We start from the raw sequence: 17,068 nt of genomic DNA on the forward strand, positions 1-17,068 counted from the left end.
AGCAGGATAGCTTATCGGTAGCTAACCGTCCCTCCATCCACATGACCAAGCGTTGCACTTATTATCTGAATTCGCGGCTGCCATTACTGTTACTTATTTATACTCTCTGCGGCATCAGTCAGGCGACAGAGCGTCTCGCCGCTGAGACGGCAGCGGGTGACGCCGCAGATGCGTTGTGGCTGAGTGGGTTCTGGCAGTCAGCACAACAACAGGGTGCCAGCCGCTCTGCGACGGAAAAAGCGAGCCAGCTGCTAAGCCAGACTGCCAGTGAGGAGATCGCGTCCTGGCTTAATGGTGGCGGTGCGCATGCACGCGTGACTCTGGGCACCGGGTTGCAGGGACGCGACCGTGAAATGGGGCTGGATTATCTCTACCCCTTCTATCATTCAGAAAACCATACTTTATTCACTCAGCTGAGCGCGCATCGCTGGGCTGAGCGCAATATCGTGAATATGGGGGCGGGCTGGCGTCATATGCTGACGCCTGATCTGTTAGTCGGCGGTAACCTGTTCTATGACCAGGATCTGACGCGTCACCATAGCCGCCTGGGGGCCGGGCTGGAGCTGGGTGGCAAACGGCTGCAGGGGGCATTCAATTACTATCTCCCGCTGAGCGACTGGCGGCTCAGTCCGGAAGCCCCGTTTACCGATGCCGTGCACTACGACCAGTATGAACGCGCGGCCCGTGGCTGGGATATCAACCTGCAGCTTGCGTTGAGCAGCCATGTGGCGCTGAAGAGCGGTTTTTTTCAGTGGTATGGCGACAAAGTGGATATCAATGGTCAGCGTCAGCAGGCCAGTGAAGACCCTCATGGCTTTGAACTGGGTATTAACTGGCAACCGTTGCCGCTGCTGGCGCTACGCGGCGAGCGGCGTTTTATCAGCAATCAGAATGACGATACCCGGGTTGGCATGGAACTGAACTGGCAGTTTGGCCGCTCATGGCGGGAGATGCTTGATCCTGAACGCGCCAGCGCCATGCCATCCCTGAATCAGTCACGTACCGCGTTCGTACAGCGTAATAACAATATTGTGCTGGCTTATAAAGCGCAGGCAAAAAACTGGCGCATCTATTTTGATCCCGCCGAGGTTCGCGCCAGGGCGGGGAGCGCAGCCGTGACGAACAGGGTGAAGGGCAATGCAGGCGCAGTGACGCGTTACACCAGCAGCGATCCGCTGAAAGCGCCGGTGGATCAGATGAGCGGGCGAGTCACGCCGCTACAAAAAGGCAGTGTTACTGTTACCGCAGAAACCTATATTACTGCGGCGGATACCACGCCCGTCACGACGGCGCATTATCAGTTAATGATTGGCGCGGGCGATTTTGCGCCTTCGGTCAGTGATGTGGACATCGCGGGTGAGCCACTGCTCGGTAACACGCTGACTGGCAGCTATCGCTATCACGATAACGAGGGGGAGGCCGAAGGTGCGACAAAACTGCAGTGGTATCGCCTCGACTCGCCATCGCAAGCGCTTGATCAACTGCAACCGGTCGCACAGGGTGAGCATTATCAGGTCACGACGGCCGATTTCAGCAAGTATATTGCGTTCCAGGTCACGCCCGTCAGCGTCTCTTCACTGCAGGGCAGTGCGCAAAGTAAAACGGTAACCGGCCCGACGCAAAAGCTGGTGGGCTTGTCCTTCTCACTGCAGCAGGGTGATGGCGTGATTGTCAACGACTCTGAGGTCAAACTGGCGGCAGACAGTACCGGCAGTCTGCTGTTTCGCATTCAGGTAACCGATGCGCAGGGTAAACCGCTGGCCGGACGCGACGTCTGGTGGAGCCAGCGCGCAGGTGCGCCGGGGCAGCTGGCGCAGCCGCAGAGCGTCACCAACGCAGAGGGGTATGCGCAGGTAGATTATACCGCCATCCATGCCGCGGGCGAGGATACCGTGTCGGCGTCATTGCAACCGCCATCACGGCGCGATAAATCGCCGCAGCGCCAGCAGCAGGCGCGGGCGTTTAAAGTGGTAATGGTGCAGCCCGATCTGGCGCTAGCCGCCGCCGGTAACCCGACGTCGGTAGTGGTGGGGAGCAGTGCGCTGGTGTTTAACGCCAGACTGAGTGAGAGCAACAATCTGGGCATCAACCAGCGTACCCTGCAGTGGCGCAGTAACGGTCAGTCTGCAGGCACCAGTGAAACCAGCAGCACGGGCGAAAGCAGCGTCTCGCTGAAACCACCCGCCGAATTTGGCGAAGGGCAATGGCGGGTGGAAACGATCTTGCAGGGTGGCGCGACGAAAAGCCTGACACTGACGTTGTTGCGTCAGGATGTGGCGCCCCTGGTCAGCAATCCTGCCAGTGTCAGCGTGACCTACGGTGCAGCGGCACAGCAGCTGACCATTACCGGCGGCAACAGTGCGACGAAAATGTTCCGTTCCAGCAATTCCGCCGTGGTGAGTGTCGACAGTGATGGCAGGCTGACCTTCCTGAGCGCCGGGAGCGCCACCATAACAGTGAGCCAGCCAGCGACATCCACTGAGCAGGCACCTGCACCGCTGACCGTCCCCGTGACCGTCGGCAAAAGCGCGGGAACGCCTCTCAGGGTTGAGAGCCTGACGCTGTATGTGGGCGAAACCAAACCACTTGGGATCAGTGGCGGCAATAACGGGCCGCTGTCGTTTAGCACGCCATCGGTTGGCGTGTTTACGGTCAGTGCAGACGCCAGACTGACGGCGCTAACCAGCACCAATACCACGGTGAGCCTGACGATCACCGAAGCGGAGAGTGAAAATTACCTGAGCCAGAAATATACCATCAGTGTGATGGTGAAACGCTATCCGGCGATCCCGCTGCAGGGCCCCTCTGCTGTCAGCGTGAATTACGGCAGCGCTGCGCAACAGCTGAATATCACTGGCGGTAATGTCGGTGGTAAGACGGTTTACACCTCCTTTGATTCTGCTGTCGTACAGGTCAGCGATAGCGGTCTGATGACCTTCCTTAAGGGAGGAAATACCCAGATTACTGTCAGCCAGCCCGCCACGGTCAGCCACGATGCGCCGGAGAAACTGATCATCCCGGTCACGGTGAAGAAAAATGCCGGTACGCCGCTGCAGGCGAAGGATATGCAGTTAACTGTTTATGACAGTTTGCCGGTTACGCTAAGTGGTGGAAACAGGGGGCAGCTGGCGTACTACAGCAGTGATAGCGATAAAATTGCGGTCAGCAGTAGTGGTGTGGTGACGGCCAGAAAAGGCACCGGCAGTCAGCCCGTCGCTGTCACCGTGACAGAAAAGGAAAGCGATAATTACCTGGGGCAATCAACGGTATTCAATGTCACTGCAGCGTTAAAAAATTCTGCGCCGCTGCAAGGACCTGAGCCGATTACGGTTGATCAGGGCGCCGCAGCACAGCAGCTCAACATCACCGGTGGCAATAATGGTGGTGCGCTGACGTTCCATTCTCATAATCTGCCCGTGGTGAAAGTGACGAGCGACGGTGTCATGACCTTTGGCGGTACGGGGATCTCGGTGATTACGGTGAGCCAGGCGGCGACGGAGCAAGAAACCAGCCCAACGCCATTAAATATTACCGTAACCGTTAAGGCCGTTGTGCCGCCGGTATTGAGCTGGCGCTATACCGGTTTCACCGGAGGGATCTACCCTGATTACTTAGGTGGAAGGTTTAACTTTACGGCCAATGTGACCAGAAACGGGCAGCCTGCAGAGGGTGTCGCGGTTTGTCTTTACCGCAACTGGAATGGAGTGCAGGAAGTGGCACGCGGGAATAGCAATGCCAGCGGGGATGTGAGCCTTTATCATGTCAAACTGATCGCGAATTTGCGTGAAAATAACTTTGAGGTAAAACTCTGCCCCTGACGGTGACAGCAAAACCGGGAGCATCAACTCCCGGTTTTTTCTTTACAGTCCCGGCGGACGCGGGACTTCGATATAGCTGCCGTTAATATCACGACGGTAGTAATGGCCATCGGCAACATAGAAGCGTTCACCGTTATAATCCAGCGCGCGCATCGGTGTCGGTGCCGTATCGACCGGGCGTTCCACTACCACGTAAGTATCTCCCTGCCGCTGGTAGTAGCTGCCATTCAGCAGATAGTAGGTTAAGCCACCAATCAGCACAGCTTCGGCTGCGGAAGGTAAAAAACGCAGCGGGCCTGGGCCACCCGGACCACCATGCCAGCCAGGACCCGGACCACCGGGACCCCAGCCGCCAGGATGCGCGCTGGCGACCAGCGGACTGACTAAGGTTAATGCCAGTAATGAAGCGACGATCTTTTTCATATGATGACTCCTGCATACATGGCTGTAACATTATCCCGCAGCAGGAAAATTACAAGACGTCACTACCGTCTGTTATCTAATGCTTACAGCGCTTAACGCTTTGCTGACTGTCGCTCCAGAATCGCGAACCATTGTGCAGAAGATACCAGCAGAATAAGCTGAAATTATGCCGGTACAGACAGCGCTTTCTGACTGCGTGACCAGATGCGATGTGCCGCCAGCGCTGCGATAAATTCACTCATCAGCACACCTTCGGCCTTACTGTCCTCGACAATGCCTTCTTCATGTTCTTCATCCGCCAGACCAAACTGCGCCTTAAAGCGACGCGCGTCACCGCTCAGGCCGATTACCTTCAGGTGTTTATACGCTTCCAGCAGGAAGTAACGCGCATCACCGCGCAGCAGCAGGGCATCAATATTGCCGTCCGGCACAATCACCGCATCGAAGGTGAGAGAGGGCAGACCGCTGAATGTGCCATCCACTGGCAGGGTGGAACCGTCATCAGCACGTACGTCACCCATATGCGCCGCCAGCAGTTTGCCATGAACGCCACTGGCTTCCAGCACCTGCAAAATGGCCAGTACATCGGCGGCTTTGACGCCATCGCTGATCAGCAACGCCACCTGACGCCCTTTGATGGTGCCGCCAGGCACGGCATACAGGCTCAGGCTGGGATCTTTTTTCAGTCCGTTGACATCCTTCGGTGGCGCAATCTGCAGCTGTTCATCGGTCAGCGCAATCCCCAGGTTTTCTGCGACGGCGTGCGCCAGCTGAATTTCGATATGCGCCAGCTGATCGACGACCCTTTCTCTGATATAGGCGCGCGTGACTTTGCTGAGTTCGAAGGAGAAAGCATCGATAATATGCTGTTGCTCGACGGGTGTCTGACTGAGCCAGAACAGGCGCGGTTGCGAATAGTATTCGCCAAATGACGGGCTGCGCTCACGCACCTTGTGGCCCTCAATACGTTCCTGATAGCTTTCGACCCCCCCACGATGCGGACTGGCCGGAGTTTCACGCGGCCAGTTGTCATTAATCGAGTTGGGACCATAGTTAGCCGGGTTGCTGTCGATCTCCATGCGGTGCATGCCGCCACGCTGGAAATTATGGTACGGGCAGACCGGACTGTTGATCGGAATTTCATGGAAGTTAGGGCCGCCGAGGCGGCTGATTTGCGTATCGGTATAGGAGAACAGGCGTCCCTGCAGCAGCGGATCATTGGTGAAGTCGAGGCCCGGAACAATATGGCCTGGATGAAACGCCACCTGCTCGGTTTCAGCGAAAAAGTTATCCGGATTGCGATTCAGCACCATTTTGCCGACTAATTCGACCGGCACCAGCTCTTCCGGGATCAGTTTGGTGGCATCCAGCAGGTCGAAATCAAACTTAAACTCATCCTCTTCGGGGATCAGCTGCAGGCCCAGCTCATATTCCGGGTAATCTCCGGCTTCAATCGCTTCCCACAGATCGCGACGGTGGTAATCCGCATCACGGCCGATCAGCTTCTGCGATTCATCCCACAGCAGTGAGGCTTTCCCGGCCACCGGTTTCCAGTGGAAACGCACAAAAGTGGCTTTTCCTTCGTCATTGATCAGGCGGAAGGTGTGAATGCCGAAACCTTCCATCGTGCGGTAGCTGCGCGGAATGCCGCGATCGGACATCGCCCAGAACACGTTGTGCAGGGTTTCGGGCTGCAGCGAGACGTAATCCCAGAACGTGTCATGTGCGCTGGCGCCCTGCGGGATTTCATTGTGTGGCTCCGGTTTCACCGCATGGACGAAATCAGGGAATTTATGCGCATCCTGAATAAAGAACACTGGCGTATTGTTGCCCACCAGATCGAAGTTTCCCTCCTGGGTGTAGAACTTGGTGGCGAATCCGCGGATATCACGCACGGTGTCCGCAGAACCTGCGCCACCCTGTACGGTAGAGAAACGGACAAACACGGGCGTAATCAGATCCGGATCGGAGAGGAAATCGGCTTTGGTGATATCCCGCAGCGAGCGGTAAACCTGAAAATACCCATGTGCCGCGGAGCCACGCGCATGAACAATGCGCTCCAGGATACGCTCATGGTCGAAATGGGTGATTTTTTCCCGCAGGATAAAATCTTCGAGCAGCGTGGGGCCACGGGTTCCGACGCGCAGGGAGTTTTGATCATTGGCAATACGCGTGCCCTGACTGGTGGTTAGCGGAAAGCTTTCGCCATTGTCTTTACGATAAGCGTCGAGTTGATCGAGTTTGCCATTGCGGGTATTCGGCGCTTTCTGGCTGCCTGGCGCCGTGGGTTGTTTCCCAGGCGCGCTCGGTTGCGCGGCTGGCTGGTGGGAACCATCTTCCGGGGCCAGCGAATCCAGTCCGGGTTTCGCCGATTCAGGTCCGGTTGCGGGTGCGTGGTGACTCAGCTCCTTGTGCTCTGTTCCTTTCGACATTGTTGCGTGCTCCCGTTGCTGTCGTAATTAGGCATCCTTAACTATAGAACAGTGACAGGTATACGCCCGTAAACAGCAGGGATTTGCCGTGATTAGCGGCAAAACGGGGGCATTATCAGACAGATGAACAGGGCGGGGCACTGAAAGCGGGTATTGCTGTGCTCATAATAAATAAGGCCGGAAAATCCGGCCTTATTTGGATAACGGACAGCGTGTTACTGGTGGGAAAGCTCAGTACGTTCGTCGCTGTTCAGCACTGCCTGGTCAGTCTGGCCGAGCCAGCGGCTGGTCAGGGAACCGGCAGTCATCGCGCCATTCACGTTCAGTGCGGTACGACCCATATCAATCAGCGGCTCGATGGAAATCAGCAGCGCGACCAGCGTCACCGGCAGGCCCATTGCGGGCAGTACAATCAGCGCGGCAAAGGTGGCACCACCGCCCACGCCAGCCACACCAGCGGAACTGAGCGTCACAATACCGACCAGTGTGGCAATCCACAGCGGATCGAACGGGTTAATACCAACTGTTGGCGCAACCATGACTGCCAGCATGGTCGGGTACAGACCTGCACAGCCATTCTGGCCGATAGTGGCACCGAAAGAAGCAGAGAAGCTGGCAATCGATTCTGGCACGCCCAGACGACGGGTTTGCATTTCCACATTCAGCGGAATACTGGCGGCGCTGGAGCGGCTGGTGAATGCGAAGGTAATCACTGGCCACACTTTGCGGAAGAAGCGCAGCGGATTGATGCCGTTAACTGACAGCAGCAGACCGTGTACCGCAAACATAATTGCCAGACCCAGATAAGAAGCGATAACAAAGCTGCCCAGCTTAATGATGTCCTGCAGGTTAGAACCGGCAACCACTTTGGTCATCAGCGCCAGCACACCGTACGGGGTCAGCTTCATAATCAGACGTACCAGCTTCATCACCCATGACTGCAGGGTATCGATCGCGGCCAGCACGCGCTGGCCTTTTTCCTGGTCGTCTTTCAGCAGCTGCAGTGCCGCCACACCAAGGAAGGCAGCAAAAATCACCACACTGATAATCGAGGTTGGATTCGCGCCCGTCAGATCGGCAAACGGGTTTTTCGGGATAAAGGAGAGCAGCAACTGCGGCACGGTCAGGTCAGCCACTTTACCGGCGTAGTTGTTCTGGATCGCCGCCAGACGTGCGGTTTCCTGCGCGCCCTGTACCAGACCGTCAGCAGTCAGGCCAAACAGGTTAGTCACGAATACACCAACAACTGCTGAGATCGCGGTGGTAAACAGTAGCACGCCGATGGTCAGCAGGCTGATTTTGCCCAGCGAAGAAGCATTATGCAGACGTGCAACCGCACTGAGAATCGAGGCGAATACCAGAGGCATCACAATCATTTGCAGCAGCTGGACGTAACCATTGCCGACAATATTGAACCAGCTGATTGACTCTTTGACCACTGGCGCATTTTCGCCATAGATCAGTTGCAGTGCGAGACCGAAAGCCACACCCAGCACCAGGCCGGCGAGCACTTTCTTCGATAAGCTCCAGTCAGTGCGACTGGTGCGAGACAGAATAAACAGCAGCGCGAGAAACGCCACAATATTGAGAATCAGAGGCAGATTCATCCCATTTCTCCGGTGGAAGTCTGACGGTGTTATCGTCAGAGAAAATTGCGATATTTTGTATCGCGTATTAAGCCTTAGCTGGTGGCGTATGTTATCAGTGAGCCAGGCCACAGCATTATATCCAAAAGTAATTGATTATAACTTTATGATATTAATCAGTACCATTATTGCACGATTTGTTTGCTGGTGATGCGATTCAGGCCATTCTGCACCACATTAATTAACTGTGCAGGCCAGCCATTGGCACCCAGCCATGGCATTTGTGGTGAAAACCACATCGCGTAGCACACCAGTCCCATACATAACACCCGCTCCAGCTGATTGCCTTTCTGACTATTAAGAAGCGGCAGGCAAAAACGCCAGCGACAGGGCCACAGCAGCGGCACGCCTGCGGGTGTCAGCATATCAGCGGCAATATGGCTGAGATAACCCAGCACCATTCCCTGTAAGGCATCGGCCGGGATCAGGCCATCTGCCGGTACATTGATCTGAAACAGCGCCAGTGCGCCCAGCACCGCCAGCAGGCTATGGGTAAAACCACGGTGACCAAAGGCGCGCGCCACCGGGCCGGAAATCCATTTTAATCGCTGCCCCAGCACCGATTTAGGATGGTCAATATCCGGTAACAGACAGGTCAGCAGCGCGGCCGGGATAATATGCCACCAGTCACCTTCCGCCAGTACGGGCGTCAGTTCGGCGCGTTTGGCAAAAATGGCGCTGGCAATGGCAAAAATAATATGGCCTTCGGCCGTCATGGGGGTAACCTGGCTGCATAACTGTCAATGCATCCAGTATAGGGGATATATCCAGTAGATTAAATACGTGACGCTGTAACTAAAAATAAAAAATTTGCCTTAGTGATGAAGACGTCACCGCCGTGCAGTGCGGTGACATCTGAGCATCAGCGCGCCAGCCAGCCGCCATCCACCGCAATGGTGTAGCCATTGACGTAATCGGCAGCAGACGAGGCGAGAAAAACCACCGGGCCTTTCATATCTTCGGGCGTGCCCCAGCGTTCTGCCGGAATACGCCCGAGGATCTCCAGGCTACGTGATTCATCATTGCGCAGTGGTTCGGTGTTGTTGGTTGCCATATAGCCTGGCGCAATGGCGTTGACATTGATGTGGTGCTGCGCCCACTCATTTGCCATCAGTCGCGTCAGTCCCATCACTGCGCTTTTCGACGCGGTGTAAGAGGGCACGCGGATGCCGCCCTGGTAAGAGAGCATGGAAGCGATATTAATGATCTTGCCGCCCTGACCCTGGCGGATAAACTGCCGGGCGACGGCCTGCGACAGGAAGAATACCGTTTTGCTGTTGATATTCATCACATCATCCCAGTCCTGTTCACTGAAGTTCAGGGCATCGTTGCGGCGGATAATCCCGGCGTTATTCACCAGAATATCAAGGCGGCCAAATGCGGCGACCGCCTGTTCCACTACCTGCGGCACATTAGCGCTGTTGATCAGGTCGGCTTCCACGTGACAGTAACGGCGGCCGAGTGCGGTCACCTGTGCCTGGGTCTCCGGAGCCGCGCTGCGGTTGACGCCGATAATATCGCAGCCTGCTTCCGCGAGGCCGAGCGCCATGGCCTGGCCTAAACCGGTATTGCAGCCGGTGACCAGCGCGACTTTTCCTGTCAGATCAAATGCGTTAAGGATCATATTCACTCTCTTTAGTACAGGGCGTGATGCCAGAGTGTTCTGGCGTGGGATCAGCGCAGTTCGCTGACTTTTACATGGTCCATATCATCAAACACCTGGTTTTCGCCCACCATGCCCCAGATAAAGGTGTAACGTTTGGTGCCGACACCGGCATGAATCGACCAGCTTGGCGAGATCACGGCCTGCTCGTTATGCATCAGCAGATGACGTGTTTCCTGCGGCTGGCCCATCATATGGAATACGGCGGTCTCTTCGTCCATATCAAAATAGAAGTAGACTTCCATACGGCGTTCGTGAGTGTGGCATGGCATGGTGTTCCAGAGGTTACCTTCTTCCAGCCTGGTCAGACCCATGGTGAGCTGGCAGGTTGGCAGGACGTCCGGGATGATGAACTTATTAATGGTGCGACGATTGCTGGTCGCGGCATCACCCAGTGTGGCTTTTACCGCCTCTTCGAGGGTGATTTTTTTATCCGGATATGTGGTGTGCGCCGGGGCGCTGTTGTAGTAAAACTTCGCCGGTTTTGCGGCATCCACACTGCGGAATACGACCGACTGTGCGCCCATACCGACATACAGCGCCTGCTGGTTGCCGATTTCCCAGGTTTTGCCATCGACATCGATCAGGCCCGGGCCGCCGATGTTGATGACGCCCAGTTCACGGCGTTCCAGAAAGTAGCTGACCCCCAGTTGTTTACCCACTTCGCTGCCAATGGTGACGCTTTTGCTCACTGGCATCACGCCGCCGACAATAATGCGGTCGATATGGCTGTAGGTCATGGTGTAGTTGTCGGCATCGAAGATAGTTTCGATGACAAATTCGCGGCGCAGGGCGGCGGTATCGAGCTGGCGGGCGTGGTCACTGTGAATACTTTGACGAACTTGCATGGTAGTGCCTCTCAATTTATTTCAGATTTTTTTGCTGGCGCAGCGTTATGCTCCGGATGATCTGATGATAGGTATGTTGGTATATCAATTCAATAAAAATGAAATGATGTTTTATTTATTTGGTGGTGAGATCAAATATTGATAGTATTGATTAAGGCGTCGTGTGTTGTCTGTTTGATCAAGATACAGCGGGGCGACCATCCCGCGGTCCTCCACGGACAAGCCGTTCCGGAGCCATCGGGATGTGTCCCCGAATAATGGGCATCGGGGTATCTGGTGGTGAGGGGCCTGTGAGTTACCCTTGCAGATGTGCTTCGCTGAGCTGTACCAGCGTATCCAGCTTCACATTGGCCAGCGACCAGCGCGCGTCAGTGCGCAGTTCTTTTGGTGGCACCACAATCGAGCGCATGCGTGCCGCTTTGGTGGCAATCATGCCGTTAAAAGAATCTTCCAGCGTGATGCAGTTAAGCGGGTCAACGCCCAGTCTGGTCGCCGCATCGAGATACACTTGTGGATGAGGTTTGCTGTAAGGCAGAAATTCAGCGGAGACCAGCACATCGAAATAGTCGCGCAGATTAAACATCGCCAGCACACGTTCCTGCATATGCAGTGGCGATGCCGATGCCAGACCAATTTTCAGTCCCTGCTGGCGGCATAATTCGAGGGCGTGTTCCACGCCAGGCAGCAGCGGGCGGTGTTCTTCTACCAGCGCCACTGCGCGGCTGATCACGCGCTGCGCCACTTCAGCCTGGTCCGGCCCGTGCCATGGCAGCACTTCATACCACATGCGCACCACCTGATCGATGCGTAAACCAAGGGTATCCGGTAGCTGATGACGGCGGCTGAGGTCGACATCCAGCGTAGCCAGAATGTCCATCTCTGCGCGTTTCCATAACGGCTCAGAGTCAATCAGCAGACCATCCATATCAAAAATGGCGGCGTGCACCGGGCGGGTATAAGACATAAAGCAGCTCCATTCGCGGGTTTGCCACACCTTAGCATGAAGCCGCGCCACGGGCGAAGGGCGTGCAGATGGGGGGCCACGCTAAATTTATCTCTGGCAACGTTTTTTACAGGCAGTTTTGTCCGCCAGCGGGTAGACTTACAGCGAAATCTGAGGTGCAAGGAGAACCTATGACTTACCAACAGGCTGGCAACGTTGCCATTATCAAGCGAATTGCTGGCTGGATTATTTTTATCCCGGCGCTGATCTCCACGCTGATTTCACTGCTTAACTTTATGTTTAAGCACAGTGAAAAGCAGCCGGGAATTGATGCGGTAATGCTCGATTTTGTCCATGTGATGATTGATATGATCCGCTTTAACACGTCGTTCCTGAATCTGTTCTGGCAGAATTCACCCGTACCCGAGTTTAAGGGGGGACTGAATATCCTGTTCTGGCTGATCTATATCCTGATTTTTGTTGGTATGGCGCTACAGGCATCCGGCGCACGCATGTGGCGGCAGTCGCGCCATCTGAAAGAGGGGATTGAGGATCAAATGATTCTGGAGCAGGCGAAGGGCAGTGAAGGCCGCACCCGCCAGCAACTGGAAGAGAAAATTGTGATGCCGCATCACACCATTTTCCTGCAAATTTTCCCGCTCTATATCCTGCCGGTTATTATTGCCGTCGCGGGCTATTTCTTCCTGTCACTGTTAGGTTTTCTGCGTTAAACGCGGGCCTGATGCTGATGCATCAGGCCGGTCTTGCCTGTTTTTGTCCCAGTTCTTCCTGATCCAGCAGGGTGCCGACCGCGCGCTGCGCTTCACCCAGCCAGCTGCCACCAAACACGTTGGCGCGGTTCAGCAGATAATACAGCTGGTAAATCGGCTGGCGCTGCAGGAAATCGTGCGGCAATGGCCAGACGGACTGGTAGCCATCGTAAATTTGTGGCGGCAGCTGGCTGTACCACGGCAGCATGGCCAGATCGCATTCACGGTCGCCCCAGTAGCAGGCAGGGTCAAAAATCCACGGACCATTGCTGCCGCCCGCGCAGTTGGCTGGCCACAAATCGCCATGCAGCAGAGACGGTTGCGGATGGTGTGAGGCCAGCGATTGTTTTACGCAGTCGACAATCAGGTCCATATCGCCATACAGCACGCCTTTTTCCGCTGCCAGTTGCAGCTGCCAGCCGATGCGCTGTTCGGAGAAGAACACTGACCAGCGACGCAGCCAGCTGTTCGGTTGCGGAGAGGTGGTGATGTTGTTGTCGAAATCGAGGCCAAAGTGTGGTTGCTCGCTCCACTGATGCAGTCGCGCCAGTTGTTGTCCCAGTTGCCAGGCGCTGTGAGCATCAAGGGGTTTAACGGGCAGATATTCCAGCAGCAAAAAGCTGTCGTCGCGATCGCTGCCGACACCGTACACTTTGGGGACACGTACCGTCTGACTGCGCGCCAGCAGTGCCAGCTGGTCAGCTTCCCAGGTAAACAGCGACAACATATCGCGGTGATTGGATTTGACGAAGACGTCATATTCACCGTAGCGAATATGCCAGGCGGGGTGGATATCGCCGCCGCGCAACTCATTGCGCTGCAGGATTTCGGCGTTGCCTAACTGCTCACTCAACAGACGACTAATGGCTGACCACATTGGGTTTTCCTCTTTTTCGCTGTATCGGCTCAATTCTAACGCTTAAATATTCATCAAATCCAGTTTAATGCGCAGATATTGCGCAACTTTACGCTGAAAGCTCGTGCTGCTGCCAGGATTCCCAGTCCTGAATATCCACTTCCGGTCGCTCACCGAGCGCCACTTCACCCAAACCTGCCGCCATCTCCTTCACTTCCTCAGCGCTCAGTGCGCTGATAAAGCCAAAGCTGTTGGTGCCGAGTTCATGGGATTTGCCTTCATCGTCATTCAGGGTGGGGGAAAATCCCGCTTCCGTCATGGTGCTGGTGAGCTTGTTCAGGTCGCTCAGGCCTTTTTCCTGGTAGTGGAAGGTTACGACATAACGGGTTAATGATGTTGAGCTCATAATTACCTCGTTGTTATCAAAGATGTTTTTAGCGTAGACCATGGCGCGGAAAGACGGGAGGGAAATACCATGCAGTGATGCCATTCGGTGCCGGCAAAAATTCTTCTCGCTTACCCGCTGTAACCGCGCTTAATAACCTCTATAATGCGCGCCGTTAATGGGAAGTTTCTTATTAATGAAGCGTTTTGCCCGGATGCTTAGTAAAAAAAGCGATTTCATATTTTTTTACAAAACTTACCGTAAATTGGATTGATCGGCTCTGAAAACGCTTCAGACTTATTCATTTTTAAACTGCCGTACAGGTCACATTTACATGAAAGCGCTTAAAAAGTTGTCAGTTGTTCTGTTGCTCTCCTCGGGAGCGTTTTGCCAGCAGGTATGGGCGGACAATAACGTCTTTACCTCGATGGATGACCCGTCCACCGCCAAGAAACCGTTCGAAGGCAGCGCTTCTGCGGGCTACCTGTCCCAGAGCGGCAATACCACCAGCTCTTCCGCGACAGCGGCGACCAATATGACCTGGTACCAGTCCAGCATGGCGTACAGCCTGTGGGGCAACGCGGCGAACACCTCTTCTAACGATGAGCGTTCTTCCGAGACTTACCAGGTCGGTGGCCGTACCCGTTATAACATGACTGAACGTGACTACCTGTTTGGTCAGGCGAGCTGGCTGAGCGACCGTTTCAACGGTTATGATGGTCGTTCTGTACTGGCGGCTGGTTATGGTCGTCAGATCCTCAACGGTCCAATCCACTCACTGCGTGTGGAAGCCGGTCCTGGTGTGCGTTACGACGATTACCATGCAGGCGGCCACGAAACTCAGGCGCTGGCTTATGGCGCATTCAGCTATAACTGGCAGCTGACCGACAACACCAAATTCATTCAGGGTGTGTCCGTGCTGGGTAGCGACGATACCACTGTGAACTCCGAAACCGGCGTGCAGATTGGCATCAATGAACATTTCTCGCTGAAAATGGCGTACAACGTGACCTGGAACCAGAATCCACCGGCTTCTGCACCTGATCACACCGATACCAAAACCACCATTTTGTTATCTTACGCGATGTAAGCGTATAGCGGGCCACTTCGCGTGGCCCGTTTTTATTTTGCGGTATTCCTTTCGCTTCGTTCCTTTATCGTTATCCCATTTCTGTGTAAACTGTCTGACTTCTTAAGCCAATAATAATGCTGGCTTTTGATGCCCGTGACCCGGTTATGAACCCATTTAACAAATGTGAGTTAAATTGATGTGATAACCTGTTGTTTTAAATATGAAAACTCTGTTTTGTATGTAACCTTTGGTGTGGGTTACCACTGCAATTAAGGATGTAACATGCCCGTTATTACTCTTCCTGATGGAAGTCAGCGTACTTTCGACCGTCCTGTCAGCGTGATGGACATTGCCCTCGATATCGGCCCGGGCCTTGCGAAAGCCTGTATTGCCGGCCGTGTGAATGGCGAGCTGGTGGATGCTGTTGATCCGATTACCAGCGATGCGCAGGTGGCGATCATCACCGCAAAAGATGAAGCAGGTCTGGAAATCATTCGTCACTCTTGTGCGCACCTGTTAGGTCACGCGATTAAACAGCTGTGGCCGGATACCAAAATGGCTATCGGTCCGGTTATCGACAACGGTTTCTATTATGACGTTGATTTGGATCGCACCCTGACGCAGGAAGATCTCGAGCTGCTCGAAAAGCGTATGCATCAGCTGGCTGAGACCAATTACGATGTTATCAAGAAAAAGGTGAGCTGGCAGGAAGCACGTGATGTGTTTGCCGCCCGTGGCGAGAGCTACAAAACCACCATTCTGGATGAGAACATCAGCCATGACGACCGTCCTGGCCTGTATCACCACGAAGAATACATCGATATGTGCCGCGGTCCGCACGTACCGAACATGCGTTTCTGCCATCACTTTAAGCTGCAGAAAACGTCCGGCGCTTACTGGCGCGGCGACAGCAACAACAAAATGCTGCAGCGCATTTACGGCACTGCATGGGGCGACAAAAAACAGCTGTCCGCCTATCTGCAGCGCCTGGAAGAGGCGGCAAAACGCGACCACCGCAAAATCGGTAAGCAACTCGACCTGTATCATATGCAGGAAGAAGCGCCGGGCATGGTGTTCTGGCACAACGATGGCTGGACCATCTTCCGTGAACTGGAAGTGTTTGTGCGCACCAAGCTGAAAGAGTACCAGTATCAGGAAGTGAAAGGGCCATTTATGATGGACCGTGTGCTGTGGGAAAAAACCGGCCACTGGGACAACTATAAAGAAGCGATGTTCACCACCTCTTCAGAGAACCGTGAATACTGCATCAAGCCAATGAACTGCCCTGGCCACGTGCAGATTTTCAATCAGGGTCTAAAATCATACCGCGACCTGCCATTGCGTATGGCGGAGTTCGGTAGCTGCCACCGTAACGAGCCATCAGGCGCGTTGCATGGCCTGATGCGTGTTCGTGGTTTCACCCAGGATGACGCCCATATCTTCTGTACTGAAGAGCAGGTGCGCGCTGAAGTGAACAGCTGCATCAAGATGGTTTACGACATGTACAGCACCTTCGGTTTTGAAAAAATCGTGGTGAAACTGTCGACCCGTCCTGAAAAACGCATTGGCAGCGATGAAATGTGGGATCGTGCCGAGCAGGATCTGGCAGATGCCCTGCAGGAAAATGGTATCGAGTTCCAGTATCAGCCGGGTGAAGGGGCGTTCTACGGCCCGAAAATTGAATTTACCCTGCACGATTGTCTGGATCGCGCCTGGCAGTGCGGCACCGTGCAGCTTGACTTCTCGCTGCCAAACCGCCTGAGCGCCTCTTATGTCGGCGAAAACAACGAGCGTCAGGTGCCGGTGATGATTCACCGTGCCATCCTTGGGTCGATGGAGCGCTTTATCGGTATTCTGACCGAAGAGTACGCTGGTTTCTTCCCAACCTGGCTGGCGCCGGTACAGGCAGTGATTATGAATATCACTGATGGTCAGTCCGAATATGTTGCAGAATTGACCCGTAAATTACAAAATGCGGGCATTCGTGTAAAAGCGGACTTGAGAAACGAGAAGATTGGCTTTAAAATCCGCGAGCACACTTTACGTCGTGTCCCTTACATGCTGGTCTGTGGTGATAAAGAGGTGGAAGCAGGCAAGGTTGCCGTTCGCACCCGCCGTGGTAAAGACCTTGGAAGCATGGACGTAAATGATGTTATCGAGAAGCTGCAGCAAGAGATACGCAGCCGCAATCTTCATCAATTGGAGGAATAAA

At 54.6% G+C, this 17,068-nt stretch carries 13 protein-coding genes; 4 read left to right on the forward strand and 9 right to left on the reverse strand.

Translation table 11 applies throughout. From position 1 onward, the window contains the following. Positions 1-3,818 (forward strand): inverse autotransporter beta domain-containing protein (locus ACSZO1_RS07420; protein ID WP_437611036.1); only part of this gene is annotated, 3,818 nt, incomplete at its 5' end. A gap of 42 nt (positions 3,819-3,860) precedes the next feature. Here ACSZO1_RS07420 and ACSZO1_RS07425 read toward each other — a convergent pair. From ACSZO1_RS07425 to hxpB, 7 genes are all read right to left on the reverse strand, one after another. After that, positions 3,861-4,241, reverse strand: coding sequence for a DUF6515 family protein (locus ACSZO1_RS07425; RefSeq protein ID WP_437611038.1), 381 nt, complete (start codon positions 4,239-4,241; stop codon positions 3,861-3,863). Positions 4,242-4,405: 164 nt separating this feature from the next. Further along, positions 4,406-6,673, reverse strand: a complete 2,268-nt coding sequence (gene katE, locus ACSZO1_RS07430) for a catalase HPII (protein WP_437611040.1) — start codon at positions 6,671-6,673, stop codon at positions 4,406-4,408. Positions 6,674-6,888: 215 nt separating this feature from the next. After that, the gene (locus tag ACSZO1_RS07435) at positions 6,889-8,280 is read right to left on the reverse strand and encodes an L-cystine transporter (protein ID WP_437611042.1); all 1,392 of its coding nucleotides are present in this window, start codon (positions 8,278-8,280) and stop codon (positions 6,889-6,891) included. Between the two features lie 164 nt (positions 8,281-8,444). Further along, positions 8,445-9,035 carry a metal-dependent hydrolase gene (locus tag ACSZO1_RS07440; protein ID WP_437611044.1) on the reverse strand — a complete coding sequence of 197 codons (591 nt, stop codon included), beginning with the start codon at positions 9,033-9,035 and terminating at the stop codon, positions 8,445-8,447. Between the two features lie 146 nt (positions 9,036-9,181). After that, entirely contained in the window at positions 9,182-9,943 is a 762-nt protein-coding gene (gene kduD, locus ACSZO1_RS07445) for a 2-dehydro-3-deoxy-D-gluconate 5-dehydrogenase KduD (protein ID WP_437611046.1), read from the reverse strand. A gap of 50 nt (positions 9,944-9,993) precedes the next feature. Continuing rightward, a complete protein-coding gene (gene kduI / locus ACSZO1_RS07450; protein WP_437611048.1) occupies positions 9,994-10,830 on the reverse strand; it encodes a 5-dehydro-4-deoxy-D-glucuronate isomerase in 837 nt (278 codons plus the stop codon). 295 nt (positions 10,831-11,125) lie between these two features. After that, on the reverse strand, positions 11,126-11,794 hold the full coding sequence (hxpB, locus tag ACSZO1_RS07455) for a hexitol phosphatase HxpB (protein WP_437611050.1): 669 nt from the start codon (positions 11,792-11,794) through the stop codon (positions 11,126-11,128). Between the two features lie 170 nt (positions 11,795-11,964). On the opposite strand from hxpB, the gene ACSZO1_RS07460 reads away from it, so the two are divergent. Beyond that, complete coding sequence (locus ACSZO1_RS07460; protein WP_437611052.1) at positions 11,965-12,504, forward strand: YniB family protein; 540 nt, start codon at positions 11,965-11,967, stop codon at positions 12,502-12,504. A 22-nt stretch (positions 12,505-12,526) separates the two neighbouring features. Here ACSZO1_RS07460 and ACSZO1_RS07465 read toward each other — a convergent pair whose 3' ends face one another. Both ACSZO1_RS07465 and ghoS read right to left on the reverse strand, forming a co-directional pair. Beyond that, the gene (locus ACSZO1_RS07465) at positions 12,527-13,420 is read right to left on the reverse strand and encodes a fructosamine kinase family protein (protein WP_437611054.1); all 894 of its coding nucleotides are present in this window, start codon (positions 13,418-13,420) and stop codon (positions 12,527-12,529) included. Positions 13,421-13,508: 88 nt separating this feature from the next. Next, on the reverse strand, positions 13,509-13,805 hold the full coding sequence (ghoS, locus tag ACSZO1_RS07470) for a type V toxin-antitoxin system endoribonuclease antitoxin GhoS (RefSeq protein WP_437611056.1): 297 nt from the start codon (positions 13,803-13,805) through the stop codon (positions 13,509-13,511). 313 nt (positions 13,806-14,118) lie between these two features. On the opposite strand from ghoS, the gene ACSZO1_RS07475 reads away from it, so the two are divergent. Next, positions 14,119-14,874: a DUF481 domain-containing protein gene (locus ACSZO1_RS07475; RefSeq protein WP_437611058.1), complete on the forward strand. Its 756-nt coding sequence runs from the start codon at positions 14,119-14,121 to the stop codon at positions 14,872-14,874. A gap of 264 nt (positions 14,875-15,138) precedes the next feature. Next, complete coding sequence (gene thrS, locus ACSZO1_RS07480; RefSeq protein WP_437611060.1) at positions 15,139-17,067, forward strand: threonine--tRNA ligase; 1,929 nt, start codon at positions 15,139-15,141, stop codon at positions 17,065-17,067. The last annotated feature ends 1 nt before the right edge of the window (position 17,068 follow it).

Origin of the sequence: Erwinia sp. V71, from assembly GCF_965644245.1 — a bacterium.
GTDB lineage: Bacteria > Pseudomonadota > Gammaproteobacteria > Enterobacterales > Enterobacteriaceae > Erwinia.